General features: G+C 63.6%; 23 protein-coding genes. 11 read left to right on the top strand and 12 right to left on the bottom strand.

Translation table 11 applies throughout. The annotated features are described in order from the left end of the window. Genes ASG03_RS13955 through ASG03_RS13945 form a run of 3 tightly spaced genes read left to right on the top strand, consistent with a single transcriptional unit; the run spans position 1 to position 3,526 of the window. Entirely contained in the window at positions 1 to 1,524 is a 1,524-nt protein-coding gene (locus ASG03_RS13955; protein WP_062694024.1) for an ABC transporter ATP-binding protein, read from the top strand. Beyond that, on the top strand, positions 1,521 to 2,618 hold the full coding sequence (locus tag ASG03_RS13950; protein WP_062694023.1) for an ABC transporter permease: 1,098 nt from the start codon (positions 1,521 to 1,523) through the stop codon (positions 2,616 to 2,618). Before ASG03_RS13955 ends, ASG03_RS13950 begins: the two co-directional genes overlap by 4 nt. Further along, complete coding sequence (locus tag ASG03_RS13945; RefSeq protein ID WP_062694022.1) at positions 2,615 to 3,526, top strand: ABC transporter permease; 912 nt, start codon at positions 2,615 to 2,617, stop codon at positions 3,524 to 3,526. Before ASG03_RS13950 ends, ASG03_RS13945 begins: the two co-directional genes overlap by 4 nt. A gap of 69 nt (positions 3,527 to 3,595) precedes the next feature. Here ASG03_RS13945 and ASG03_RS13940 read toward each other — a convergent pair whose 3' ends face one another. The 7 genes from ASG03_RS13940 to ASG03_RS13910 form a co-directional block, all read right to left on the bottom strand. Beyond that, complete coding sequence (locus ASG03_RS13940; protein WP_062694021.1) at positions 3,596 to 4,276, bottom strand: cysteine hydrolase family protein; 681 nt, start codon at positions 4,274 to 4,276, stop codon at positions 3,596 to 3,598. 37 nt (positions 4,277 to 4,313) lie between these two features. Beyond that, positions 4,314 to 5,252, bottom strand: coding sequence for an ABC transporter permease (locus ASG03_RS13935; RefSeq protein ID WP_062694020.1), 939 nt, complete (start codon positions 5,250 to 5,252; stop codon positions 4,314 to 4,316). Further along, positions 5,249 to 6,406 (bottom strand): ABC transporter permease, encoded by a 1,158-nt coding sequence (locus ASG03_RS13930; protein WP_082475759.1) that lies wholly within the window; start codon positions 6,404 to 6,406, stop codon positions 5,249 to 5,251. Before ASG03_RS13930 ends, ASG03_RS13935 begins: the two co-directional genes overlap by 4 nt. Continuing rightward, a complete protein-coding gene (locus tag ASG03_RS13925; protein ID WP_200934707.1) occupies positions 6,399 to 7,922 on the bottom strand; it encodes an ABC transporter ATP-binding protein in 1,524 nt (507 codons plus the stop codon). Before ASG03_RS13925 ends, ASG03_RS13930 begins: the two co-directional genes overlap by 8 nt. A 67-nt stretch (positions 7,923 to 7,989) precedes the next feature. Further along, positions 7,990 to 9,075 carry a BMP family ABC transporter substrate-binding protein gene (locus ASG03_RS13920; protein WP_062694019.1) on the bottom strand — a complete coding sequence of 362 codons (1,086 nt, stop codon included), beginning with the start codon at positions 9,073 to 9,075 and terminating at the stop codon, positions 7,990 to 7,992. Positions 9,076 to 9,131: 56 nt separating this feature from the next. After that, complete coding sequence (locus tag ASG03_RS13915; RefSeq protein WP_062694018.1) at positions 9,132 to 9,515, bottom strand: VOC family protein; 384 nt, start codon at positions 9,513 to 9,515, stop codon at positions 9,132 to 9,134. Positions 9,516 to 9,615: 100 nt separating this feature from the next. Then, a complete protein-coding gene (locus ASG03_RS13910; RefSeq protein WP_062694017.1) occupies positions 9,616 to 10,629 on the bottom strand; it encodes an isopenicillin N synthase family dioxygenase in 1,014 nt (337 codons plus the stop codon). Between the two features lie 355 nt (positions 10,630 to 10,984). Here ASG03_RS13910 and ASG03_RS13905 point away from each other — a divergent pair, with 355 nt between their 5' ends. Continuing rightward, on the top strand, positions 10,985 to 12,154 hold the full coding sequence (locus ASG03_RS13905) for an esterase (protein WP_062694016.1): 1,170 nt from the start codon (positions 10,985 to 10,987) through the stop codon (positions 12,152 to 12,154). 3 nt (positions 12,155 to 12,157) lie between these two features. On the opposite strand, the gene ppk2 is transcribed toward ASG03_RS13905, so the two are convergent. Continuing rightward, positions 12,158 to 13,126 carry a polyphosphate kinase 2 gene (ppk2, locus tag ASG03_RS13900; RefSeq protein ID WP_062694015.1) on the bottom strand — a complete coding sequence of 323 codons (969 nt, stop codon included), beginning with the start codon at positions 13,124 to 13,126 and terminating at the stop codon, positions 12,158 to 12,160. A gap of 288 nt (positions 13,127 to 13,414) precedes the next feature. Between ppk2 and ASG03_RS13895 the strand changes: the two genes are divergently transcribed. From ASG03_RS13895 to ASG03_RS13870, 6 genes are all read left to right on the top strand, one after another. Continuing rightward, positions 13,415 to 14,362, top strand: coding sequence for a DUF808 domain-containing protein (locus ASG03_RS13895; protein WP_062694014.1), 948 nt, complete (start codon positions 13,415 to 13,417; stop codon positions 14,360 to 14,362). A gap of 117 nt (positions 14,363 to 14,479) precedes the next feature. Then, entirely contained in the window at positions 14,480 to 15,085 is a 606-nt protein-coding gene (locus ASG03_RS13890; RefSeq protein WP_062472720.1) for a J domain-containing protein, read from the top strand. A gap of 195 nt (positions 15,086 to 15,280) precedes the next feature. Continuing rightward, positions 15,281 to 16,720 carry an FAD-linked oxidase C-terminal domain-containing protein gene (locus ASG03_RS13885; RefSeq protein WP_062694013.1) on the top strand — a complete coding sequence of 480 codons (1,440 nt, stop codon included), beginning with the start codon at positions 15,281 to 15,283 and terminating at the stop codon, positions 16,718 to 16,720. Beyond that, positions 16,717 to 17,961, top strand: coding sequence for an FAD-binding protein (locus ASG03_RS13880; protein ID WP_062694012.1), 1,245 nt, complete (start codon positions 16,717 to 16,719; stop codon positions 17,959 to 17,961). The genes ASG03_RS13885 and ASG03_RS13880 overlap by 4 nt, the downstream gene beginning before the upstream one ends. Before the next feature lie 3 nt (positions 17,962 to 17,964). Next, positions 17,965 to 19,284, top strand: coding sequence for a glycolate oxidase subunit GlcF (glcF, locus tag ASG03_RS13875; protein WP_062694011.1), 1,320 nt, complete (start codon positions 17,965 to 17,967; stop codon positions 19,282 to 19,284). 127 nt (positions 19,285 to 19,411) lie between these two features. Further along, the gene (locus ASG03_RS13870) at positions 19,412 to 20,650 is read left to right on the top strand and encodes an MFS transporter (protein WP_062694010.1); all 1,239 of its coding nucleotides are present in this window, start codon (positions 19,412 to 19,414) and stop codon (positions 20,648 to 20,650) included. Positions 20,651 to 20,710: 60 nt separating this feature from the next. Here the strand turns inward: ASG03_RS13870 and ASG03_RS13865 are convergent, their stop codons facing one another. From ASG03_RS13865 to ASG03_RS13850, 4 genes are all read right to left on the bottom strand, one after another. After that, complete coding sequence (locus ASG03_RS13865; protein WP_082475758.1) at positions 20,711 to 21,295, bottom strand: TadE/TadG family type IV pilus assembly protein; 585 nt, start codon at positions 21,293 to 21,295, stop codon at positions 20,711 to 20,713. Then, positions 21,295 to 21,822, bottom strand: coding sequence for a TadE/TadG family type IV pilus assembly protein (locus ASG03_RS13860; protein ID WP_062472710.1), 528 nt, complete (start codon positions 21,820 to 21,822; stop codon positions 21,295 to 21,297). Before ASG03_RS13860 ends, ASG03_RS13865 begins: the two co-directional genes overlap by 1 nt. Continuing rightward, on the bottom strand, positions 21,819 to 23,192 hold the full coding sequence (locus ASG03_RS13855; protein WP_062694009.1) for a TadE/TadG family type IV pilus assembly protein: 1,374 nt from the start codon (positions 23,190 to 23,192) through the stop codon (positions 21,819 to 21,821). Before ASG03_RS13855 ends, ASG03_RS13860 begins: the two co-directional genes overlap by 4 nt. A 266-nt stretch (positions 23,193 to 23,458) precedes the next feature. Next, positions 23,459 to 25,789: a glycoside hydrolase family 3 N-terminal domain-containing protein gene (locus ASG03_RS13850; RefSeq protein ID WP_200934706.1), complete on the bottom strand. Its 2,331-nt coding sequence runs from the start codon at positions 25,787 to 25,789 to the stop codon at positions 23,459 to 23,461. 604 nt (positions 25,790 to 26,393) lie between these two features. Here ASG03_RS13850 and ASG03_RS13845 point away from each other — a divergent pair. After that, positions 26,394 to 26,864: a PaaI family thioesterase gene (locus tag ASG03_RS13845; protein WP_062694007.1), complete on the top strand. Its 471-nt coding sequence runs from the start codon at positions 26,394 to 26,396 to the stop codon at positions 26,862 to 26,864. The last annotated feature ends 35 nt before the right edge of the window (positions 26,865 to 26,899 follow it).

The following is a 26,899-nucleotide window of genomic DNA, read 5'->3' as shown; positions in this document are numbered from 1 at the left end:
ATGCGCCCCCCGCTCCTGTCGCTTCGCGGCATCTCGAAAAGCTATGGTCCGATCAAGGCCAATCAGGACATCGACCTGGATGTCGGCGAGAGCTCGATTCATGCGATCCTCGGCGAGAACGGGGCTGGCAAATCGACGCTGATGAAGCTGATCTACGGCGTCGAAACGCCAGATGGCGGAACCGCCGTCTGGCAGGGTGCGCCCCTGACCCTCGCCTCCCCTGCCGACGCGCGGCGTCAGGGGATCGGCATGGTCTTCCAGCACTTTTCCCTGTTCGAGACCCTGACGGTCCTCGACAACATCCGCCTCGTCGTGCCGGGCCGCAAGGCGGCGCTCGTCGCGCGTGTCCGCGACATCGGGCGCAGCTTCGGGATCGAGGTGGACTCCTTCGCCCAGGTCCATGCGCTTTCCGTCGGCGAGCGGCAGCGGGTGGAGATCATCCGGTGCCTGATGACGGAGCCGAAGCTCCTCATTCTCGATGAACCCACCTCCGTTTTGCCGCCGCAGCTTGTCGAGACGCTGTTCGAGACGCTCCGGCGCCTGCGCGACGGCGGCGTTTCGATCCTGTTCATCTCGCACAAGCTGGAAGAGATCCGCGCGATCTGCGACCGGGCAACCATCCTGCGCGGCGGGCGGGTCACAGGGCATGTCAATCCGCGCGACCACAATGCGCAGGATCTGGCGCGGATGATGATCGGCCGCGACATGCCGGAGCCGATCCCCGCCGTCCCCCTCGCCGAGGGTGAAAAACGGCTGGAGATCACCGGCCTCGACCATATGCCGGACGATCCGTTCGCCGTCCCGCTGTCGAAGATCACGATGTCTGTCCGCGCCGGCGAAATCCTCGGCATTGCCGGCATCTCCGGCAACGGCCAGCGGGAACTGGCCAGTCTCATCTCCGGCGAAACGACGCTGGGACGCGAACATCCGGACCGCATCTTCATGATGGGCCGGGATGTCGGGCGGCTGCGTCCGGCGAAGCGCCGCGCTCTTGGTTTTGCTTTCGTGCCGGAAGACCGTCTCGGTCGTGGCGCGGTGCCGGAAATGTCGCTGGTGCTCAACGGCCTTCTGACGGCGCATCCGCAGAACCTCCTCAAGCGCGGCCTCATCGATCGAACGCAGGCACTGGCTTTCACGACCGACTGCATCCGTGACTTCGACGTGCGCGCGCAGGGACCCGAGAGCGAAGCCGGCTCCCTTTCGGGCGGCAATCTTCAGAAATTCATTGTCGGCCGGGAGATCATGCTGGCACCGAAGCTGCTCTTCCTCGCGCAGCCGACATGGGGCGTCGATATCGGCGCGGCCTCCGCCATCCGGCAACGGCTCATCGCGCTTCGCAATGCCGGCATGGCCATCCTCGTCGTTTCCGAGGAGCTCGAGGAACTCTTCGAACTCTGCGACACGATCCAGGTCCTGCACCACGGGACGCTAAGCCCCCCGCTTGCGACCCGGGACACGCTGCCGGAGGAGATCGGCCGCTACATGATCGGCGCACAGGCGCAAGCAGGAGATATCACGGCATGACGGGATCGGCGCTTTCCATGGTTCCGTCTCTGGTGCGCCGCGATCGCGCATCGCTTGCGGCGACCCTCATCGCGCCGCCGGTCGCGCTCGCCGTGGCGATCCTCCTCAATCTGCTCCTCGCCATGGCGATCGGTCGCAGTCCGTCGGCTGTGCTGCATGCGATGCTGCTCGAACCCTTCCTGTCCTGGGCCTCGTTCTCCGAGGTGCTGCTGAAGACCGGCCCGCTGTTGCTGATTGCCCAGGGGCTGGCGATCGGCTTTCGTGCGCGGGTCTTCAATATCGGCGCAGAAGGACAGTTCGTGCTCGGCGCCATCTTCGCCTCCGCCATCCCGGTCTGGTTTCCCCAGGCGACAGGCGGCTGGATCTGGCCTTTGATGCTGCTGCTCGGGGCGATCGGCGGCGCGCTCTGGGCCAGCATCACGGCGTTCTGGCGGGTGCGGCTCAATGCGAACGAGATCCTGGTGTCCCTGATGCTGAGCCTGGTCGCGGTCCAGCTGCTCTATTTCCTCCTCCTCGGACCATGGAAAGATCCGAACGGCTTCAATTTTCCGCAGTCGGTGCTGTTTCAGGTCGATGCGATGGTGCCGACGCTGATCCCGGGAACCCGGGTCAACGTCTCCCTCCTCCTCGCCGTCGCCGCGTCCCTCGCCGCCTGGGTGTTCATGCAGAAAAGCTTTCTCGGTTATACGCTGCAGGTGGGTGGCATGGCACCGCGTGCGGCAAGCTACGCCGGCTTCAACGAAAGTCGCGCCATCTGGCTGTCTCTCCTGATCGGCGGCTTTGCCGCAGGTCTTGCCGGCGCCGCCGAGGTTGCCGGGCCGCTCGGCCAGCTGCAGCGCTCCATTCCGACGGGCTACGGTTATGCAGCGATCATCGTCGCCTATCTCGGTGGTCTCCATCCCCTCGGCATCGTTCTCTCGTCGCTGGTCATGGCGGTGATCTATATCGGCGGAGACAATGCGATGGTATCCGCCAACCTGCCCATTGCCGTGGTGCGCGTCTTCCAGGGGATTCTGCTCCTCTCCTATCTCATCGCCGTCGCCTTCGTGCGCTACCGTCTCGCCTGGCCGACGGCCGCAAGGAGCCCGACATGAACGCGATCGAATTCATCCTGGCCGGGATGCTGGCCGCCGCCACGCCGTTCCTGCTCGCAGCCCTCGGCGAGATGGTGGTCGAGCGCGCCGGCGTTCTCAATCTCGGGGTGGAAGGCCTCATGGCACTCGGTGCCGTCATTGCCTTTATCACCGTCTATCACGGTGGCGGCCACCTTCTGGGGTTTCTCGCAGCGGGCGCTGCGGGCACCCTCCTTTCGCTCGTGTTCGCCTTTGTCGCGCTCGGCTTTCGGGCCAATCAGGTCGCAACCGGTCTTGCCATCGGCATTCTCGGCCAGGGCCTCTCGGCGTTGTTCGGCAAGTCCTATGAGAGCCTGACGGTCAAGGGCCTGCCGAAGCTTTCCGTGCCCGGCCTTTCCGAGATCCCGGTCATCGGCGGTCTCTTCGTGCAGGATCTTGTGGTCTGGCTGTCCCTTGGCGCAACGCTTGCGATCTGGGCCACGTTCACCTTCACGCGGGTCGGCCTCGTCCTTCGTGCGGTCGGAGAAAATCCGAAAGCGGCCCATGCGATCGGCTATCCCGTGATCGCCGTGCGGGTCGCAGCGATCGCGTTCGGCGGCATGATGGCGGGGTTTGCCGGAGCCTATGCGGCGGCGGTCTATACGCCGCTCTGGGCGGACGGCATGATTGCCGGGCGTGGCTGGATCGCGATCGCACTTGTCGTCTTCGGCACCTGGCTCACCGGTCGCATCTTCCTTGGCGCCTGCCTCTTCGGCGCCGTGTCGCTGATGTCGCTCGCAGCGCAGGCCGGCGGGCTCGACCTGCCTTCGCAGCTTCTGTCGAGCCTTCCCTATCTCGTCACCATCATCGTTCTCGGCATCATCTCCGCCGACCGGCGCCTTCTCAAGCTCAATGGTGTCGCATCGCTCGGCGAGCCGTTCGAGCGATAGCCCGCGGCCCCGGCATCCCGCGACGTCAGGGCCTCCCAGCAGTTCGCGCCGTCATCGAGGCTTTGGGCTTCACGCGCCAGAGGTTTCCCACTCCCGGAGCAGCGTTTCGCTGTCCGTCACGACGCCGAGATGCAGCGAGATCATGGCGAGGGCTGCCTTTTCCAAAGGCTCGTCGGTTCCGCGCACCAGATCGTCGAGAACCGTGACGCGGTATCCAAGATTGGAGGCGTCGAAGGCGGTGTTCAAGACGCAGCAATCCGCCATGCATCCGGTGAGGACGACCCGGCGGGCTCCCATGTTTCTCAGGAGAAAGTCCAGGTCCGTCGGATAGAAGGCCGAGAGCCGCTTCTTGCCGTCGACGATCATGTCGGAAGGCTCCACACGCGTGACGAACTCCGTCCAGCGGCTGCCTGCAAGGGCATGCGCGTCGGCATTCGGGATGTCGCCGACAAAGAGCGGGAATGTCATGCGCCACGCGGCGGGGATCCCCTTGACATCGTCCACGCCTCCGGGCCGCAGGGTGCTGCGCACGTGGATGATCGGCACCCCGAGTTCACGGGCACGGTCATGGAAGCGATCGACACCCTTGACGATCTGGCGAGCCCGAGGCGCGGGACAGGGACAGTCCGGATCTTCCGACAGATGGCCCTGATGGAGGTCGATGCTGATCGCGACCGTATCCTCACGCCTTGTGAATTCCTGGAAATGGTCGGGTAGCTCGACGGGTTCGCCATAGACGCGTGCCTTCATGATACCTCTCTATCGTTCTTGAGAGCCCGGGGCCGCGTCAGCGGCGCTCCTCGCGCACGTAGGGCTGGCCGAGCGCGCCGGGTTCGTCGCTCGGCCGGTTCAGGTGCCGGATGGAGACCCAGATCATGACGCCGAGCGTGGCGAGATAGGGCGTGGTCATCAGGAGATATTGCGGGAGGACGACGCCGGCGGCGGCAAGCTTGGGGATGACCGCCTGGATGGAACCGAACAGGAGGGCCCCCGCGGCCGCCCGCCACGGATTCCAGCGCGCAAAGATGACCAGCGCAATGGCGATCCAGCCACGACCGGACGTCATGTCGTCGATCCAGACCTTGACGTTCGCAACGGCGATATAGGCTCCGGCGAGGCCGACCAGGGCGCTGCCCGCCGTGACGGCGAGAAAGCGCGTCATCGATACGGGCACGCCCATGGCGTCGGCCGCTTCCGGGTTTTCTCCGACGGCGCGGAGGCGCAGGCCGAACCGCGTCCGCTGCAGGAGATAGGACACGCCGAAGACGATCGGGATCATCAGATAGACGATCACGTCCTGGCGAAAGAGGATCGGCCCGATCACGGGGATATCGGCGAGCACCCCGAGGGAAACCGGACCGAGACCGGAGAACGCCTTGCTGGTCCAGCCGAACAGATTGCCGAGAAGGCTCGTCAGCCCCTGGCAGAAGAAGACGATGACGAGACCGGCGATGACCTGATTGACCCGGAGCACGATGACCAGGAACGAGAAGAGCACCGACACGGCGGCTGCCGCCAGCATCCCGGCCATCATCGCCACCAGCGGATCCGGCCTGAACGTCAGGAGAACGGCCACGGAGGCCAGGGCACCGACGAGCATCAAGCCCTCGGCCGTCAGGTTGAGGACGCCGGCACGCTCCGAGAAGATGAGGCCCAACGCGGCAAGGGCATAGGGCACGGCGAGCTGGGGAATCGTGGCAAGCCACGTCACGAAAAATGTGGTCATGCGCGGTACCTGATCCAGTGAACGCGATGGATGACGAGGAAATCGGAGGCGGCAACGCTCATGACCACCACGGCCTGGATCAGCTGAACCATCGACGGGGGAATGGCGTAGAAGACTTGAAGGTTCTGTCCGGCGATGACGAGGACCGACATCAGCAAGGCCACCACGGCTGCGGCAACCGGGTTGTTGCGCGCAAGGAAGCCGATCAGGACCCCTGAAACGCCGTAGCCCGGAAAGAAGGATTGCGTCAGCCGCCCCTCCTGACCGCTGCTCACCACGAAGCCTGCCAGTGCGGCGAGACTGCCGGACACAAGCACGACGAAAAGCACCATGTTCGCCACGGGCAAGCCCAAGGCCCGTGCGACACCCGGGTTTGCGCTGACGAACCGCATGTAGAACCCCGCGCGACTTTGCGCGACGAGATAGGTCATCAGGAGGGTCATCCCCCCGGCAAGGACGAGCGAGACACTGACCCCGCTGTCCAGGGTCGGCAAAAGCTCCGACGCGGCATAGGCGGGCGAATGCGGAAAACCGTCGTCATCCTTCCAGGCGCCATACAGAAGATGCAGCAGGACGTAATAGGCGACGTAATTGAGGAGCAGTGTCGAGATGATCTCGTTGACCGAGAGGCGCAGTTTCAGGAAGGCAGGGATTAAGGCCCAGAGGGCACCGCATGTGACGGCGGCGAGCCCCATCAGCGGCAGGCGCGCCCATTCCGGACCGAGATGCAGAAGCGAAACGAGGGTCGCTCCAACCCCGCCGAAGATCATCTGGCCCTCGATCCCGAGGTTCCAGAAGCGCACGCGAAATGCCATCGCCGCCGCGAGACCGACAAGGATCAGCGGTGCCGCCTGAACCAGAACGGCTTTGAAATTCATCGGGTCCAGGATCGTTGCGGTGACGAATTCGTCGGCGAGGCTCTCTGCCGGCACGCCGACCAGAATGAGGGCGAAGGCCGAAAGGCCAAGGCCTGTCACCAGAGCGGCCGCGAGCGCAAACAGGCGCAACGGGAAGCTGGCGCTTCGGCGAACCTCGATCGATATCTGCCCGAAGCGCCGCTGGCGCCCGGCAGCCTGCGCCTTGGCGATGACCGCGTTGCCGGTGGTGTCGATGGGAGATGCGCGTCGCGTCGCCTTGGAAACGTCGTCACGCATGGCCCACCATTGCCCCGCCGATTTGCTGCCGGTCGAACGGCGCCGTGAATTCCCCAACGAGTTTGCCGCCCGCCATGACGCCGATGCGGTGCGCCAGTTTCATCGCTTCATCGAGATCCTCGCTCACGAGGAGGACGGCCGCACCGTTGCGCGCCGATGCCTGCAACCGGGCATGCACGGCCGCCGTTGCGCGGGCATCGAGGCCTCGACTGGGGCTTTGCGCCACGATGATGCTCGGCGGGTCCGAAAATTCGCGCGCGATGACCAGTTTCTGCGCGTTCCCGCCGGAAAGCAGCGCTGCCTTCTGGGACAGCGCGCGGACGCCCTGAACGTCGAAGCTGGACAGCGCCTCCTCGGCATTCTTGCGCAGACGGCCACGCCGCAACCAGAGCCATGAGCCGTACCGCCCACGGGCCACGTCGCCGACGCCGTAGTTTTCGGCGACCGAGAGACCTCCTGCCAGCGCGTACCGGTACCGGTCGGCCGGAATGAATGCGACACCATACCGTCGCAGGCGCGCCGGATCCGCCGCGTTGACGGTCTCTCCGGCATCCTCGAACTGAACCGAGCCGGAGCCAGCGCGGCGCAGACCCATCAGCACTTCGGTCAGCTCGCTCTGGCCATTGCCGGACACGCCCGCAATCGCATAGATCTCGCCCGCCCGCACATGAAAGGAAACGGCGTCGACCGCCTTGGTCCCATCCGCGCGCCGGACGGAAAGGCCCAGCGTCTCCAGCCGTCGCCGTCCGAAGACCGGTTGCGTCTCCCGCGCCGTCGGCAGGGTCTCCCCGACCGTCAGGCGGGTCAGTTCCTCCAGCGAGGTGCCCTTGGGGTCGACGGAGCCAACGGTGCGCCCACCCCGCAGGATCGTCACGCGATCCGCAAATCGCTTCACATCCATGAGCTTGTGCGTAACGAGAACGACCGCCGTTCCGCTTGCGGCCAGTCGTCTCAGGGTCAGCATCAGCTTTTCGGCTTCCTGATCGGTCAAGACGGCCGTCGGTTCGTCGAGAATGAGGATCCGCGCGCCGGCAATCAGCGCCTTGATCACCTCGACCCGCTGCTGTTCGGCGATGGATAGACTGTCGATGCGGGCATCCGGATCGAGCGTGCCACCGAGTGCGGCTGCCTGCTCGTGGATGGCGGCACGCATCGCCAGGCGTTCGCCCTTGGCCGACACGAAGCGATCGGCGGAACCGAGCCGTGAAAGGAGCACGTTGTCGAGAATGGAGAAGGGGCGCACGAGCTTGAAATGCTGGTGCACCATGCCGATGCCGAGAGCTGCAGCTTCTCGAGGACCCGAGAGCCGGGTTTCCCGCCCTGCCAGTCTGAGCGAACCGCTGTCGGGGGTGTAGAGCCCGCAGCAGATATTCATCAGCGTCGACTTCCCGGCTCCATTCTCGCCCAGCAAGGCATGGATTTCGCCTGCCGCCGCAGAAAAGCTGGCCCCGTCGAGCGCCTGGAAACCGTCGAACGCTTTGCTGACGCGCTCGAGCTCCAGAAGGGAATGGGTCATGGACATGCTTTCCGGATGTGTGGACTGCGCCCGGCGCTGGCGAAGGACCATCGCCGGGCCGTTGCCGTTACTTCTGCGAGATGACGCCGGGCACGAACCAGTCCATCGTCCACAGTTCGGGATCGGTGATGGCGACATTTGCCGCCAGACGCTCTTTCCCGTCCCGGTCCTTCAAGGGCCCGGTGAAGACCGGATTGCCGTCGATGATCGACTGTCGCGCCGCCATGATCTTCTTCTTATTGTCGGCGGAGACGGCCGGTCCGCAGCAGGCGATGTCGGTTCCACCTTCCTTGATTCCCGGAAAGGCCCCATACGGCGCAGGCTCCCAGCTTCCCGCCTTTATTTTTTCGATCTCCGGCGCCAGGAATTTTGCCCAGGTCCACACCGAGGAGCACTGCGTGGCCTTCGGAGCGAACTCGGTCAGGTCGCGATGGTGCCCGGTGCCGTAAACGCCCCGTTCCTGCGCGACGATCTGCGGCGTGGGCGTATCCACATGCTGGCCGATCACGTCGATGCCCTCATCGATCAGTGCCGATGCTGCGGCCCGTTCCTTGACGGGATCGTTCCAAGAGCCAGTGAACACCACCGTCAGGGTCGCGTCGGGATTGATCGTCCTTGCGCCGAGTTCGTAGGCATTGATCGTCCAGTTGACCACCGGAAGCGGGTTTGCGGCGACGAAACCGAGCTTTCCGGTCTTGGAGGCGGCGGCTGCTGCCATGCCGCAGAGATACTGGCTCTGATAGGTGCGCCCATAGAAGGATTCGAGATTCGGACCGTTGGTGATGCCGCTGGCATTGAGGAAGGCAATCTTCGGATAGGACTCGGAAAGCTTCTTGAACGTGTCGGAGTATCCGAAGGCGGTGCCGATGATGATGTTGTAGCCACGCTGGATGAAGCGTTCCACCGGCGGGCTGATGGAGGCCGAATCTTCGGACACCTTTTCCACCATCGGGATCTTCGCACCGAGCGCCTTTTCCAGCGCAGGGCGAGCCTCCTCGAATGCCTGGCTCCACCCGCCGTCGTTCTTGGGCCCGAACAGGATGACGGCGGCCTTCGGCGCTCCCTCCACCTTGAATTCGGCAGCCGATGCGAGCGACGCGGCAAAAATGGAGGCGGCGGCCGCTAGAATGACGGCCTTCTTTCGTCTGATCATTCGTCAGTTCTCCTGGGATTGGCCGACCGCGAGAGAGGTCGGAGATCGAAGTGCAGTCACAGCATTTTATTGATTCGAAAGACGTTTCCCTCAGGATCGAGGAGGACGGCCTGGTACCAGTTGTAATAGGTCGTGTAGGGCGGCTTGATGAGCCGCGCACCCATGGACACCGCAACCGGCACGAGGCGATCGACGTCCTCCGGCTGGTCGACGTCGATGTTGAGGAGGAATTTGATCCCCGTCGGTCCGGAGAATTCGCCGAGGCCGAGAAGGTCGTAAGCGTCCTGCGCGTTGAAGCCGAGACAGCTTTGCCCCGTCCTCAGGCCGACGAAGATCGGCGAGCGGATGTCCGGAATCTCTTCGAAACCGAACAGGTCGCGATAGAAACCCGAAAGCGAGACGATGTCTTTCGTGAAGACGTTGACATAGGACAGGTTCACGGGGCCGACCCTTGCTCGGAGAAATCGATAGGCGCGCGGGCATGCGGACACGGCAGACGGAAGACGCCGTCCGTGTCCTGCCGTCCTTCGCGGGGATGGATCAGGCGGCTTTTTCGCCCTTGCCGAAGGTCGTCTGCTTGACGAACTTGCTTTTCAGATGGTCGCCGGACGTGACGCGCTCGTATTTGGCAGCCCCACCCTTTTCGATGCAGCCCGGCAGGCACTCGATGATCGCGTCGTAATTCGGCTGATGGAAGAACACGATCGAAAGGCGATCCACGTTGTCTTCCGACTCCAGCGACGGGTTGACCACCCGGTGAACCGTCGAGGTCCAGGTATCGTTTGTCCACTGCTGCATGAGATCGCCGATGTTGACGATGAAGGCCCCTTCGATCACGGGGACGCCGACCCAGTCGCCGGCTTTGTTCTTCACCTCGAGGCTGCGATCTCCGCGTTCCTTGCGCAGGATGGTCATGCTCCCATAGTCCGAATGGGCGCCCGCGCGCAGCTGGCCGGGAAGAGGCTCCATCGTCTGCTTTGGATAGCGCAGCACGCGCATCATCGAGATGTTGCGGTCGATCGTCTTGTCGAAATAGTTTTCATCAAGGTCGAGCGCCAGCGCGAAGAGCCGCATCAGGTCGGTCGCGAGCGCGTCGACGGCCCGAAAGTATTCTTCCCAGACGTCCTTGAGGGCGGCCGGCACCGCGGGCCAGACGTTAGGCGCGAAATGCGGACCGGCGCTTGCCGATGTGTAGTAGGGATCATTGGCCGGTACGTCGACGGGCCCGATGGAGAGGGACTCCTTGATATCCGGCGGTGTCGGCTCATCGAGACTGAACGACAGCCCCTCGCCGCCCACGGCGGAGTATCCGCGAACCTGGTCCGGAGCCGGCCGGTCGCATTTGACCTTCTCGCCATGTGGCAGCGCAAAGAATTCGGCGGAGACGGCATGAGTCTTGCGAAGAAGATCTTCGGAAATGCCGTGCCCGGAAACGACGAGAAAGCCGATGTCGCGGCACGCCTGTCCGATCTTCGCAGCGACGGCTGCTTTTCCTTCGGCAGACCCTTCCTTGTAGGGGGCAAGATCGATTACGGGAACTTCAAGCAAGGTCATCGGTGTCTTCCTCGATCGGTTGGGCGCGTTCGAACGCTGTTCGCTCATGCTGCAGACAGGAAATGCAAACGATATGCCAACCGCAAAACCAAGCTTTCCCGCCGATCAAGGGCTTTGAAATTTACCAGTTGATCAAAAAACCTTCACTTAAATTAAGATCGTCTAAAATTTAGGCGATCTGCTCTGCTCGAGGATGCGTTCGATGCGATGTGCGCCGACACTGTCCCGAAACCTGTTCTCACGGCATCCGGCACGGCGCCAAATGCTATGTAAAACTTAGAAAAGAGGCGTTGAAAAGCGGCGCTACAGGCGTAGTTCCCCGATGCGAGGATCATGTCATGTGGAGGATATCATCATGTTCAAGCTATGGCCCGGAATGGTTGCGGCGAGTTGCGTCGCGGCCGTGATGGCAAGCGCACCCGTCTACGCTGTTGAACCTCCGGCGTCCCCGCCGGCAGACACGCCGTTGAAGGCGTTCGTCACCTCTGTCGAGGCGGACAAGTCGATCACGTTCCGCCTTTTTGCCCCTGCGGCAAGGTCGGTCGCCGTGGTCCTCGGGCAGCAGGCGCCGATGATGATGACGCGGGGCGAGAACGGCGTGTGGACGGCCAAGAGCGACGTCCTCGCTCCCAACCTCTACGAGTATTATTTCAACATCGACGGCTTCCGCAGCATCGATCCGGGCACGAACCAGCCGAAGCCGCAGAGACAGGTCAATACAAGCCTCATTCTCGTGCCGGGCGGCATCCTGGACACCCGCGACGTGCCGCATGGCGACCTGCGCCTGGTGACCCTGTCGTCCAAGGCGCTGACATCGCAGCGGCAGATGCACGTCTACACGCCGCCCGGCTATACCGACGCATCGGAGCCCTTGCCGGTCGTCTATCTCTACCACGGCTTCGGAGACACCGTGGATTCCTGGGTGACACAGGGACGCGCGCCCCAGATCCTCGACAATCTGCTGGCGGAAAAGAAGATCCGGCCGATGATCGTCGTCATTCCCGACACCGAGGCCGATATCCCCGAGGCCATCGCCGAAAACTTTCCAGCATCCGAGCGTCGGAAGGACTTCTATCCGATCAATGCGGAGGCGATCGACCGCGAGCTGATGACGGATCTCATTCCCTATATGGAAAAAACGTACCGCGTACGCACGGATGCCGATGGCCGGGCCGTCGTCGGCCTCTCGCAGGGCGGCTATCAGGCGCTGGTCTCAGGCCTCTCGCATCTTGGAACCTTCGGCTGGGTCGCGACCTTCAGCGGCGTCTCGACCACCACGGTGCCCAACAAGGCCGTCGATGCCGCGCTGGACGCGCCGGATACGATCAACAAGGCGCTGCGGAACTTCACGGTGACCGTGGGCTCGAAAGATACGGTCACGGGAAAGGATATTGCCGGCCTGAAGGCAAAGCTCGACGAGAAGAAGATCGCCCACGAGTATCATGAGTACAAGGATCTGCAACACGAGATGGATGTGTGGCGACCGTCGCTGATCGCCTTCCTCGAAAGGGCCTTTAGGGAATAGCGCTCAATCGTCACCGCTTTTTCGAGATCCGATCTCCGACGATGCAGCTGACGTGCTGTCATACGTGTCCGGCACATACATGTCCGCCGGCACGGGCTTTCGGTAATAGTCGGCGTGCCGGGTGCGCGCCGGCAATTCGATCGACGGCTTCGGCACGTCTTCGTAAGGGATCTGCTGCAGGAGATGCGAGATGCAGTTCAGGCGGGCCTTGCGCTTGTCGACGGCGTCCACCACCCACCACGGGGACTCGGGACGGTGCGTGCGCTCCAGCATGTCCTCCTTGGCCTTCGTGTAGGCCTCCCAGTGAATGCGGCTCTCCAGATCCATCGGGGACAGCTTCCATTGTTTCAGGGGATCGCGGATCCGCATGTTGAAGCGGAAGGCCTGCTCCTCGTCGGTAATCGAGAACCAGTATTTGATCAGGATGATGCCCGAGCGTACGAGCATCGACTCGAACTGCGGAACCGACTGGAAGAACTCTTCGAGTTCATCCGGCGTGCAAAATCCCATCACGCGCTCCACGCCCGCCCGGTTGTACCAGCTGCGATCGAACAGCACGATCTCGCCGGCGGTCGGCAGGTGCTGAACGTATCGCTGGAAATACCATTGATGGCGCTCGCGCTCGGACGGCGCCGGGAGCGCGACCACGCGGCAGACCCGGGGATTGAGCCTCTGGGTCACGCGCTTGATGGCTCCGCCCTTCCCGGCCGAATCCCGCCCTTCGAACAGCACGACGACCTTCAGCTTCTTGTACTGGACCCAATCCTGCAGGCGGACCAGCTCATGCTGGAGGCGAAACAGCTCGCGGAAATAGATCTTGCGGTCGAGAAGCGGCGCGCCCGTTGGCGTGCCGTCTTCCTCGAAGAGGTCATCCAGCCGATCCTCCTCCAGCTGCATCTCCAGCTCCTCGTCGAAACTGTCGATGATCTCCGCCTTGATGCGGGCGAGCTGGGCCGGGTCATTGATGTTCATGGGGGCTCCGTGACGGAAGGCAGATGGCGGAAGGGGCGGATCGGGCAGTGGAGGACGTTACAAGCCTACCTGTGTCAGGAGAATGACGATGGTGTTGCAGCTGTCGGCGCGGCCGCGCGACCGCAATCATCAGGATCCTCGTTCGCGTGCATTGACTTAACAGCCATCTTGCGGCCCTGTCGACGCGTGCCGCGGCTGACGCTGTGCCCGATCGAAAGAACAAATGACAGCGATGCCAGGACGTCCACGGGGGACCCGACCGGGCATCGGAACTGAAAGGACGTTTTCTTGGCGACAGGCTTGATAGCGCTACTGGATGACATCGCGGCCATCGCGAAGCTCGCGGCCGCGTCTCTCGACGATGTCGGTGCACAGACGGCAAAGGCCAGCCTCAAGGCCGCCGGGGTCGTCATCGACGACACGGCCGTCACACCGACCTACGTGGTCGGCCTGTCGCCGAGCCGGGAACTGCCGATCATCTGGCGGATCGCCAAGGGCTCGCTGCGCAACAAGCTGGTGTTCCTGCTACCCGCCTGCCTGCTGCTCGGCACCTTCGCGCCTTGGCTGATCACGCCCCTGCTGATGCTTGGCGGCACCTATCTCTGCTTCGAGGGGGCGGAGAAGATCCATGCCGTGCTGTCGGGACATGGCCATGCCGATGCCGCCGCGGCATCGACTGTCGATCCTGCAACCCTCGAGGAGCAGAAGGTGTCCGGCGCCATCCGCACGGATTTCATTCTCTCGGCCGAGATCATGGCGCTGACGCTGGCCAGCGTCTCCACCTCGAACACCGTCACACAGGTCGCCGTGCTCGCCGCTGTCGGCGTTCTGATCACGGTTGCTGTCTATGGCCTCGTGGCCTTCATCGTCAAAGCCGACGATATCGGCCTTCACCTGGTCGCGACGGGCGGGACTGTCGGTCGGGCGATCGGGCACGGCCTTGTCAAGGGAGTGCCCGTTTTCCTCCAGATCCTGGCGATCGTGGGAACCGCGGCCATGCTCTGGGTCGGCGGGAGCATCGTCATTCACGGCCTGGCCGAATTCGGCCTTCATCAACCGGAACATCTCGTCGAGGGCGCTGCGGCCTACGCGCAGGCGGTCGTGGCCATCCTGCCGCAGGTGGTGCACTGGCTGGCGGCCACTGTGGTACAGGCAGTCTTCGGGGCCATTCTCGGCGGCATCGTCGTGCTCGTGATCACCGCGGCGACACCGATCTTCAAGACGCGAAAGACCTGAAAGAACAGGCTGTGCGGCGCGCGGCGCGCGATCACGAAGGGGGTGGCAGCCGACAGAATGCTCGCCACCCACGAAAGCGGTCTTGCGGGATCGCCCGTCTGATCGCATAAGCCCTGCATGTCTGATTCACGAATTTTCGTCGGCCTCAAGTCGGCCAAGAAGAAGTCCAAAGCCGCTGAGGCCCCCTCGGGACCGCAGTGCCAATGGCATGGGTGCGAGAAGATTGGCACGCATCGCGCGCCGGTCGGCCTCGGAGGTGAAGGCCTGTTCCTGATGTTCTGCCTGGATCACATCAAGGAGTACAACAAGGGCTACAATTTCTCTCCGGATCTGTCCGACCCCGTCGTTGCGCGCTACCAGCGTGACGCGATCAGCGGCGCGCGGCCTAGCTTCGGCAAGCCGATCCAGGAGGCGACGGAACTGCCGATGCCCTTCACCGTGCGCTCGGGTTCGGCAAAATCCTTGAACGCCCGCAAGAATGCGGCGCAACGCCTGATGCAGAAGCGCGAGGCGCAGGCGCGGAAACTGAAGGTGCTCGAGGCAAAGGCCTTCGAGACGCTCGGGCTTGCGCATGACGCGACGCCCGACCAGATCAACCGACGCTACAAGGAGCGCATCAAGCTCCACCACCCGGACACGAACGCCGGCAACCGCGCGTCGGAAACCGAACTCCAGGCGACGATCGAAGCCCACAAGATCCTGAAGCTCAACGGCTTCTGCTGAGATATCGACCTCCGTCGCTCACGTGACACCCGCGTCGTCGCCTCTCCCGACGACGCGTCAGCGTATCCGGGATCGCGATCGTCGCCGCCGCGAAGGATTTATCGCCCGATCCGCAATTCCTCTCGCGCAGAACCTCAGGATCCCTATAATCGCCTCCATGGATGCGAGCAGCATCGTCCACGGGGAGGAGAGACCGTGTCGCAAACCATCGCGTTCCTGCCGCCGCGGGCCGGGGTCCTGTCGCAACGGGCGCAGATCATCGCCGATCTCTCCGCCCTACTGCCGGACGGTGGACTGGTGCACGAGGCGCGCGAACTGGTTCCGTTCGAAACGGATGCCTATGTCGCCTATCGGCAACTGCCGCTCGCCGTCGCCCTGCCCCGCACGACGCAGGAAGTGTCCGACGTCCTGCGATACTGCAACCGCCATGGCATTCCGGTCGTCCCGCGCGGTGCAGGGACGTCGTTGTGCGGCGGGGCCATTCCACAGCCGGATGCCGTCGTCCTCGGTCTTTCCCGCATGTCCGCCATTCTGGACATCGATCTCGAAAATCGCGTTGCGCGCGTGCAGGCCGGCGTCACCAACCTCTCGATCTCCGAGACGGTCGGACCCGACGGCTTCTTCTACGCGCCGGATCCGAGTTCCCAGCTTGCCTGCACGATCGGCGGCAACATCGGCATGAACTCCGGCGGCGCGCACTGCCTGAAATACGGCGTGACCACCAACAATCTGCTTGGTGTAACCATGGTGCTGATGGACGGCACCGTCATCACGCTCGGCGGCAAGCATCTCGATGCGGCAGGCTACGACCTGCTTGGGCTGGTCTGCGGCTCGGAGGGGCAGCTCGGCATCGTCACCGAAGCCACGGTGCGCATCCTCGCAAAAGCCGAGGGCGCCCGGCCCGTGCTCTTCGGTTTTGCCACATCGCAAGAGGCCGGCGCCTGCGTTGCCGACGTCATCGGCGCGGGCATCATCCCCGTCGCGATCGAGTTCATGGACCGCCAGGCGATCGAGATCTGCGAAGCCTTCGCCAAGGCCGGCTATCCCCTCCATGTCGGCGCGTTGCTCATCATCGAAGTCGAGGGGTCGGAAGCCGAGATGGAGGCGATGCTCGCTGCCATCGTGACGATCGCCCGCCGCCACGGCGTGATGACGGTGCGCGAAAGTCAGTCGGCGACCGAAGCCGCCCTGATCTGGAAGGGCCGCAAGTCGGCCTTCGGCGCGACGGGCCGCATCGCCGACTATATCTGCATGGACGGCACGGTGCCGCTCGGCAAACTGTCCCATGTGCTGCAGCGGACAGACGAGATCTGCACCGCGCTCGGTCTGCGCGTCGCCAATGTCTTCCATGCCGGCGACGGCAACATGCATCCGCTCATCCTGTTCGACGCCAACAATCCCGAGGAGGCCGCAAAGGCCGAAGAGGCGGGCAACGAGATCCTGAAAGTCTGCGTGGAGGCAGGCGGATGCCTGACGGGCGAGCACGGTGTCGGGATCGAGAAGCGCGACCTGATGCGCTTCCAGTTCTCAGATGTCGATCTCGCCCAGCAGATGGCTGTCCGCTATGCCTTCGACCCCGATTGGCTGCTGAACCCCTCCAAGGTCTTTCCGCTCGAAGGGCGGCCAGCCGCATGAGCGATGTTTATCGTCCGCAAAGCGAAGCGGAGGCCTGCGAGATCATCCGGCACGCGGCCGGGGTACGGATGCCGCTATCTCTCGTCGGCAGCAACACGCGCGCCGGTCTCGGCAATCGCGTCGAGGCCGATATGGTCGTAACGTCGACCGGCCTTACCGGGGTCATCGATTACGATCCGGGCGAGATGGTCATGACGGCAAAGGCCGGGACCCCGCTGTCCGATATTGCGGCGCTCCTTGATGCCAACGCCCAGATGCTCGCCTTCGAACCGGTGGACCATCGCGGCATCATGAACACGCGGGGCGAGCCGACCATCGGCGGCGTTTTCCTGTCCAATGCCTCGGGCCCGCGCCGTCTCTCAGCCGGCGCCGCGCGCGACAGCCTTCTCGGCCTGCGTTTCGTCAACGGGCGTGGCGAGGCGATCCGTGCGGGAGGACGCGTGATGAAGAACGTGACCGGGCTCGACCTCGTCAAGCTGCTCGCAGGATCGCACGGCACGCTGGGCTTCGTTACCGAAGTGACCTTCCGTGTCTTGCCGCGCCCGGAAACCGAGGCGACCATCCTTCTTCGCCATCTCGACGACGCCAAGGCCAGTGAGGCGATGGCGGCCGCGATGGCCCAGGCCGCCGATGTTTCCTGCGCGGCAAACATTCCAAAGGCCTTGGCCAACGGCATCTCCGACAGTCTCGGCACCGCGGACGCCGTCACGGCTCTGCGTCTTGAAGGTCTTTCGGCATCGGTTGAGGTAAGGGTGACGTCGCTTGCGGCGAGGCTCTCCGCCTTCGCACCCGTCGAGGTGCTCGACGCTCCGACCAGCACGCGGCTGTGGCGTGCCGTGCGCGACGTCGCGCCGTTGCAGGCACGGCAGGATCGGCCTCTGTGGCGGGCGTCCGTCGCGCCGACGGCGGGCCATCGACTGGTCGCCGCGCTCCGTCAGTTTGTCGAGATCGATGCGTTCTACGACTGGCAGGGCGGTCTCGTCTGGCTCGAAATGTCTGGCGAACCGTTGGCCGATGTCGTGCGCCGGGCGATCGCGTCGGTCGGCGGCGGGCATGCGACGCTGGTCCGCGCATCCGATCACCAGCGATCCGGGATGTCCGCCTTCGAGCCGGAACCGGAGCCAGTTGCCGCCCTCTCCGCACGGATCAAGGGCAAGCTCGATCCGGCGGGCATCTTCTCGCCCGGAAGGATGGCGCCGGTCGTTCGGCCAAAGGCGGGATCGATGGGGATGACAGGATAAGAGATGCAGACATCCTTCACGCCCGAACAGTTGGCCGATCCGCAGGTCGCAGAATCCGAGAAGATCCTGCGGCGCTGCGTCCATTGCGGCTTCTGCACGGCAACCTGCCCGACCTATGTGACGCTCGGCAACGAACTCGACAGCCCGCGCGGGCGCATCTACCTCATCAAGGACATGCTCGAGAACGACCGACCGGCGGATCGCGAGGTGGTGACCCATATCGATCGCTGTCTCTCCTGCCTCGCCTGCACGACGACCTGTCCGTCCGGCGTTGACTACATGCACCTGATCGACCATGCGCGGGTGCATATCGAACAGACCTACAAACGCCCTTTGGCAGACCGGATGATCCGCGGCCTGCTCGCAGCGGTCCTGCCCTATCCTGCCCGCTTCCGTGCGGCGCTTGCGCTTGCGCGCATCGCACGGCCTCTGGCTCCGCTTCTTCGGAGCTTGAAGCCTCTCGTCCCGCTGTCCGCCATGCTTGAACTGGCGCCCCCTCGGGCAGCCGTGCGGCTACCGACGCCCGCCCTGCGCGAGGCCCGGCCCGCCCGCGGCCGCGTGATCCTGCTCGAGGGCTGCGCGCAGCCCACGCTTGATCCCGGTATCAATGCAGCGACGATCCGGCTCCTGACCCGGCGCGGCATTGCGGTCGCCGCGCCGAAGGGCGAAGGCTGCTGCGGCGCGCTGGTCCACCACATGGGTCGTGAACCCCAGGCGCTCGATTTTGCCCGCCGCAACATCGACGCCTGGATGCGGGAGATCGATGCAGGCGGGGTGGACGGTATCCTCATCACCGCGTCGGGGTGCGGCACGACGGTCAAGGACTACGGGCACATGCTGCGCCATGATCCGCTTTATGCGGACAAGGCGGCACGGGTATCGGCGCTTGCGAGGGACATCACCGAATATCTTTCGACACTGGAGCTGGAAACCCTTCCGAAACGCGACCTCGTCGTCGCCTATCATTCCGCCTGTTCGCTCCAGCACGGCCAGAAGATCACCGCGCTGCCGAAGGCGCTTCTCAAGGCGGCGGGCTTCACCGTGCGCGACCCCGCAGAGGGCCATCTTTGCTGTGGCTCGGCCGGAACCTACAACATCCTTCAGCCGGACATCTCGGCCACGCTCAAGCAGCGAAAGGTCCGGCATCTCGAAGCGACCAAGCCCGATGTGATCGCGGCCGGAAACATCGGCTGCCTGACACAGATCGGCTCAGGGACCGTGATCCCGGTCGTTCATACGGTGGAACTGCTCGACTGGGCCTATGGCGGGCCCAAGCCCGAAAAATTGACGGGCGGAACCGCAGAGCATGCGGCCCTGCCCTGATCGTCGTGCTCTCATACGATCCCGACCATCGGGCCCGGCGACATCGCCTCCGAGGCCTCGTCTCCAAGACCTTGTCTCCGGCGAGAGGGCGCTGTAGGGGGATGCTCACCTCCAACAGGCAAAAATCATGACGGATGTAAAACCGGGCGCGGCCGCCGGCGGCTCGATCCACTGGAGGCGAAACCTTGCCGTCTCCCTCGTCGGCTCGTTCACCACGATCGTCGCCATGACGCTGCTGCTCCCCTTCCTCCCGCTGTATGTCGAGGAGCTCGGCATGCGCGATCACGCCGCCATCGTGCAATGGTCGGGGATTGCCTATGGCGCCACTTTTTTTGCCGCGGCGCTGGTCGCGCCACTCTGGGGGCGTCTCGGCGATATCTACGGGCGCAAGCTGATGCTGGTGCGGGCAAGCCTCGGCATGACGATCGCGATCGGGCTGATGGGGGTCGCCGAGAATGTCTGGCAGCTTGTGGCCCTGCGGCTGTTTGTCGGCCTCGCGGGAGGCTATTCCTCGGGATCCATGGTGCTCGTGGCCACGCAGACGCCACGGGACCGGTCGGCCTGGGCGCTCGGCATGCTCTCCTCCGGCATCATGGCCGGCAATCTCGTGGGCCCGTTGATCGGCGGCGTGCTGCCCCCGATGATCGGGATCCGCAACACGTTCCTCGCAGCCGGCGGCCTGATCTTCCTTGCTTTCCTCGCAACGACATCCCTTATCCGGGAGGAAAGCGTGCCCGGCCGCCGGCAAGCGGCGAAGGCGGGTTCCGGCTGGGCCGCCATACCGGACAAGGCGCCCGTTCTCGCCATGCTGGCAACGGGCATGTTGCTGATGCTTGCCAACATGTCGATCGAGCCCATCATCACCGTCTACTTGGCGCAGCTGGTCGAAAGGCCGGAGACGGTGACGATGTGGGCGGGCGTCGTCATGTCGGCTGCCGCCTTCGGCAGCATCCTGTCGGCCTCACGGCTCGGGCATCTTGCCGATCGGATCGGCCACTGGCCGGTCATCGCCGGCGCTCTCGTTGCGGCCGGCGTGCTCTTGTTGCCGCAGGCCTTCGTGACGAGCGCCTGGCAGTTGCTGCTGCTTCGATTCCTGATGGGGATTGCGCTCGGCGGGCTCCTGCCCTGCATCGCCGCCGTCATCCGCCACGGGGTTCCGGATCGATCCGCCGGCACCGCGCTCGGTCTCTCCGTGTCCTCTCAATATATCGGCCAGGTCGCGGGTCCGCTCCTCGGCGGTTTCATCGGAGGCCATATCGGCATGCGGGTCGTGTTCCTCGGCACAAGCATCCTTCTCCTCGCCGGCGCGGCCTTCGTCTGGTCCGCCAAGCCGCCCCGGGCACGACAGGTCGATCCGCAGCCCTAATGCATATCGCCCGAAGGTGTGCAGCGGTTTCGGGAGACGACCTGCATCAAAACAAGACCTTTAGTTGTAGGTGATCGTGTCCGAAGCCCGCGGGCGATTGAAGAAATAGCGATCGAAGCTGTAGCCGCTGGAACCGGTGAAATAGGCGAAAAACGCCGAGACCGGCGTGGTCAGCGTATACTGCGCCCGCGTCAGGACAACCTGGACGCCTGCCTGCTGAATATTTGCAGGAACAGAGACGGTGCTTTTCGAGCCGGCCGCAAGCGGCGGCGTGTTGAACCCCGCTGACCAGTTGACGACCGCCGCACCTCCTGGGACGATATCCTCCACCGCCACGGTGATCTTCAGTGCGGACACGCTGTAGGGCTGCACGATGAAACTGGCGCCTGCCAGAAGCTTGTCGACATCGAGCTTGGTCCACGTCCCCTGCTGCGAGATCATGTCGCCGGTCGTCGCCGTGATTTCGTCCATCTTCCGGCTGACCGTCAAGGCGTGGCCGAGATCGGCTGTCCCCGCGAGGAGCGCGAGCAGGATGGGGAGCACCAGAGCGAACTCCACGCCGGACGTGCCCTCGCGACGCACGACAAATCCCCGCAGCAGCGTGGTCAGCCGACGGCAGCGTGGCAGATGTTCGTGCTGGATCATCAGAACGGCTCGTTACGAAAGAGGACGGCGGACCCAAGGAGGTAACGGCCATCCGCCAATCGCGCATTGGAAAGCGAAAAGAAGCTGATGGCGGTCCAGGGGAGGAAGGCCTGGACGAGGACATAGTCGCTCGTCCTGCCTGGATTGAAGCTCTCGTTGACGGCAAGGGTACCGCCAGGACCGATGGGATCGGCGGCCGCGATCGACGCGAGATCGGAAACAACGGCAACACGGACCAGCAGATTGTCCGTGCAGTTGAACAGCAGGGACATCTCGCCGCAGATCTTGGACTTGAAGTCGCCGAGCGAAACCGCGGCCGCGGCCACCTGCCCGGTGCGAATGGTCCGCGAAACCTTGCGCACCGAGGCATCGAGGCTCGCATCGACGAAGAACATCAGGGACACCTCGATGATCCCGAAAAGAATGACGAAAAGCGGCAAGGCCACGAGAGCAAATTCGATGGCCGCCACGCCCGTGCGATCGGCGAAGAAGCGGCGGATGAAGCGTGTCGCGCGCCGGGCCATCATTGGGTCAACCGAACGGAGCTGAGATATTGCTTGAACAGAGCGGACAGGCCGGCGGTGATGTCGGCCGACGAGGACGCCCCGATGAAGAGGCTCTTGGACGACGCACAATCTGTCAGCGCGTATGGAATATAGTCCCGCCGCGAGATGCTGGTGGGCACGGCGCTGTTCATCACGCCGCCCCAAGTCTTGCGCCAGTCGGCGCTCGCCATCGTCGCCCCCACGGTGCTGTTATAGCCCCAGTCGCTCGTGATCGGCAGGTATTCGGTGTACAGCACGGCAATCGTCGCAGCCTGCTTCTTGATCGGCGCGCACCAGGCCGGGTTCATCGGCGCGACCTTGTTCCAGTACCAGCCCGGCGATGAAATCCGGCTGCCGCTCCATTTGACGCCATCCGTCACCCATTCGCGTTGCGACTGGACCCCATCGGTCAGCAGTAGCACCAGTTTCAGCGGGTTGGATGCCGACGTACCGTCGCCACCTGCTCCGACCTTCTTTTCCAGAGCGGCCAGCGCCACATCGAAATAGGTGTAGGTCGTCGAGGTCGCCGCTGTCAGTCCATAGCTGTCATCGGTCAGACGCTTGCGGGCGGTGGATGTATCCGACGTCGGCGCGAGGACTTCGGTCGCGGTATCTCCGATCGAATAGAGGCCGACCTTGATCCTCGCATGATTTTGGTCCGCCTTGTCGATCAGATCCAGCACCTGTCCGACGGCATCGACGGACACGCCTGCGCGCAGCTTGATGTTCTTGGCGACGCTGTAGGTATAGTTGTCGGCGTAGCGAACGCCGTTGACCGTGTGCTGGTCGCCGGTGTGGCAGGCGAACTGGCAGCCCACGCCGTCATACATCGTCTGCTGCCCGGCGGCCGTCGCTGCAAGCAGCATGGACGGCGACTTGTCGAGGACCACATAGACGTTGAGATAGGAGGTGGACGGCCCCTGCACAGCGCTTTCCACGCTGACGGCAACGGAGTTGACGCTCGCGATCTTCATCAGGGTCGTCGGCACCGCGCCGCTCGCCGTTGCCGTGATGCGGTGGTTGGAGACGTCGATCGAGACAGCGCCGAGGACATAGCCGCTGTCCGCCTGGGCATGGAACCAGTCGGCGATCTTGCCCTTGAGAACGGTCGGATCTTCCGTATCGATCTGCTTGACGGCGGCGATCAACGCGGCATCGAGATCGCTCTGCATGCTCTGTCGGGCATTGTACGACCGGATATAGTCGATGCTCGCACCGACGGCGAGAACCATCGGCACCAGGGAGAGCGCAACCGTTACGGCGACGTTACCCTTCTTGTTGCCGGCAAGTCGCGCAGCGACGGACGTCAGATATCGGAACGGTCTGGAAAGCCTGTAAGTCACGATCGGCATCCGCTGATTGGAAGGCAGTATCGCCCCCATCAATAACAGCCGATGCTTACTAAACAGTATTCGCCTTCCAACTATTTTACCGGTTCCGACTTTACAGCCGGAAGATGCTCTAACGCAGAACGACCACGCGTTACCGCCACGATGCCTGTCCGTGTCCCGTTGCACATTTCGACGGGACTCGCGCGCCAGTATAGATGCGCGCGGCTCGTATTCCTCGAAACATCGCTACAAGGTGCCCATACAAAGTCTTACTTTGAGATGGACGCCTATGGGTGGCAGACATAGGCCCGACTGACCATGTTCCAATTGTCCTGAATACGGCGCACCGGGCCCTCAACTTCGATCTGGCTCCGCAGCCGGATCGCCGCGCTCGAGCTGCCGACCATGAGCTCGAACGTGCCCGCCTCGACGATGCGGATGCCCTCTGGCCCCGTAAAGGACAGCATATCGGTGGGAACGCGGAAGGTGACGTGGGCACTTTCGCCGGGCTCGAGATAGACGCGCTTGAAGGCTTTCAGTTCCTTGATCGGACGAACGACCGAACTCTGGATGTCGCGGACATAGAGCTGGGGCACATCGAACCCGGCCCTGTCCCCGGCATTTCGCAGGGTGAAGGAGACGCCGACGCTGCCGCCCTCGCTTTCAACGCGGGTCCGGTCGAGCGTCAGGTCCTCGTAGACGAAGGCTGTGTAGGAGAGCCCGTGGCCGAAGGGATAGCGGCTGCCGAAATGACGGGCAACGGGCGTACCTGCGCTCTTGAACTTGTGGTTATAGAAGTAGGGCGCAGCGCCGGCGCTGCGGGGGACCGAGACGGTCAGCCGGCCGGAAGGCTCGACGGCGCCGGTAAGCACATCGCACAGAGCCGGACCGCCTTCCTGCCCGCCGAAGAAGGCCATCACCTGGGCGGCAACACGGTCCTCGAGCCCGCCGAGCGTGTAGGGCCGTCCGGATGTGATGACCACGACCACGGGTGTCCCCGTTTCCACGACGGCCTCCAGCAAGGCCTGCTGAACGCCCGGCAGCGCCAGAGTATCGGTGTCCGAGCCCTCGCCCACGGTCCCGGTCTGGAAGATACCGGAAAGATCTCCGACGCAGACGATTGCGACATCGGCCTGTCGAGCGGCCTCGACGGCGGCCGGGATGAGATCGAGACTCGTGGAGACCGGAGAGGCCTGCGAGAGTGTGGTCATGTCGGGAACATCGCCCGGGAAAACCGGCGCACCCGACTGACGGCCCTCCAGAATATGGCAGCCCTTCGCGTAGCGGATCCGCTCCTTGCCGAAGCGCGCCTCGAACGCGGCGCGCGGCGTGACGACAGCCGTTGCGGCGTCCGTGAGATCGCTGACGATCAGGTGAACCGGGAACGCGTAATCTCCGAGCAGCGCCAGCGGATCGTCGGCCGTCGGGCCGATCAACGCGATCGTCCGGTTTTCGGCCAGCGGCAGGAGACCATCATTGGACAGGATGACGACGGACTGGTCGGCCACCCGACGGGCGACGTCGATCGCCTCCGGGGTCTGCAGCGCGATCCCGGCTTCGTCGGTAAAGGGCTTTTCGAAAAGTCCGAGGCGCATCTTTTCGGTCAGGATCCGCCGGACGATCTCATCGATCGTATCGGCGGCGATCAGACCGCGGTCCAGGGCCTGCTTGAGATGCCGGGCGCAGTCGTCGCCCGGCAGTTCGATGTCGAGACCCGCATTGAAGGCCAGGGCAGCAGCTTCGGCAGGATCGGCGGCGACGCCGTGATGCTTGTAGAGCAGGCTGACGCCGATGTAGTCGGCAACGACCAGCCCGTCGAAACCCCAGTCCGACCGCAGCACCTTCGTCAGGAGATGGTGCGAGGCGTGGCACGGTTCGCCATCGATATCGTGATAGGCCGGCATGACCGATCCGGCGTCCGCCAGCCGCACGGCCATCTCGAAGGGAAGAAGGAAGGTGTCGTTCAACTCCCGCCAGCCAAGATTGACCGGCGCATGATTGCGCGCGCCTTCCGAAAGCGAGTGGCCGGCATAATGCTTGAGCGTCGCCAGGAAGTCGCGGTCCCGGCCCTGCAGGCCGCGGACATAGCTGGAGGCCATGAGACCGACGAGATAGGGATCTTCGCCGAACGTTTCCTCCGTCCGCCCCCACCGAGCGTCGCGGGCCACGTCGAGGACCGGGGCAAGTCCCTGGCGGCAGCCGATCGAGCGTGCTTCCTGGCCGATGACCTTCCCCACCTCCTCGATCAGCGCCGGATCGAAGGTCGCACCGAAGGCAAGCGACGAGGGAAACAGCGTGCCGCCCTGCGCCATGATGCCTGACAGGCATTCCTCATGGGAGATCACGGGAATGCCGAGCCGGGTTTCCTCCACGAGGAATTTCTGAAGGCTGTTGAGGGCGCGAACGCCGGCAAGCGGAGCGACGGGGCGACTGCCGAGGGGCCGCGTGATCTGCCCGAGACCGAGAGAAAGTTTCGTCTTCAGACTGTCCGCATCGGCAGCGCCCGTGAATTCGTCCGCGCGCACATCGTGTCGCCCATCTTCCGACAGGAACAACCAGAAGGCGTGCATCTGTGCGATCTTTTCGTCGAGGGTCATTCGACCGACAAGATCAGCCACGCGTCGTTCGATAGGGTGTGAAGGGTCTTTATACAGTGCGCTCATCGTTGCAGGCCTGATTTTGATTGAAGCATGGCGTATGGTGACGAAGGATTAACGAGAATATCTGCAACCGTCAACATGCCAAGGTAGTGTAGTACCAAGGAAACAAGAACTTGAGCGCAGATTTATCGATGTACCGACCACAAACTTCCACCCCAAAATCCGTACTTATTGCGCAAACACGATCAAAACACGTCCCATTGTGGGCCACATGACGCGCGCGTAAAGCTAAGTCGTCGTCTTTCGTCGTGCATCTCGCGAAGAGTTTCAGGGTTGTTCGTCGGCGTTTCTTTACAAAAAGCGTAAATAAATCAGTAGGTTTTTTTGACTACCGCGTATTTTTATCCGCTCGTAACCGTGGATGTGTGGCCTTGTTAAATGATCATCATCATATTAAAGCTGATGCTTCCGATAAGCCGCGAAAAAAAATGCACGTGAGCTGACATGACGTGCGTAAGCAGCGACCGTCCGCGTAAGAGCGTGCCGACTTTCAAGGCCTCTGCCTCTTATCTGCCTTTCGTCTCGCCCCGCATCTCCGCACTCTCGTTGAACAGGAACAAGGATGGATGTCTTCCGGAACAATCAGGCGGGACTCTCGGGTCTCGATCAATTACGGGCCCTGCTGGCAGCGAACACGCCTCCGCCCATCAACCATACGATGCGGTTCGTCCTGATCGAGATCGCGGAGGGACGCGCCGTCTTTGAAGGAAACCCGGATCGCAGCGTCTACAATCCGATCGGTTCGGTCCACGGCGGATATGCCGCCACCCTGCTCGACAGTGCCTGCGGCTGCGCCGTCCACTCCAGGCTGGCGGCCGACCAAGGCTATACGACGCTGGAACTGAAGATCGCCTATCATCGTCCGCTGACCGAGGCGAGCGGTCCCGTTCGCGCGGAAGGACGGGTTTTGTCGATCGGGCGGCGCGCCGCGTTCGCCGAAGCAACGCTGACCGATCGGGACGGCAAGCTCTGCGCCAGTGCCACATCGACGCTACTGGTCTTTGCGATCGAGCGGCCGACGGCGGCCGTCTGACGGTGGCCAGCTGACGGCATCCCTGCACAGCAGGC

It is taken from the genome of Rhizobium sp. Leaf341, from assembly GCF_001424325.1.
GTDB lineage: Bacteria > Pseudomonadota > Alphaproteobacteria > Rhizobiales > Rhizobiaceae > Ferranicluibacter.
The sequence above is the reverse complement of the archived record's forward strand: the minus strand, read 5'-3'. Positions and strand labels throughout refer to the sequence as shown.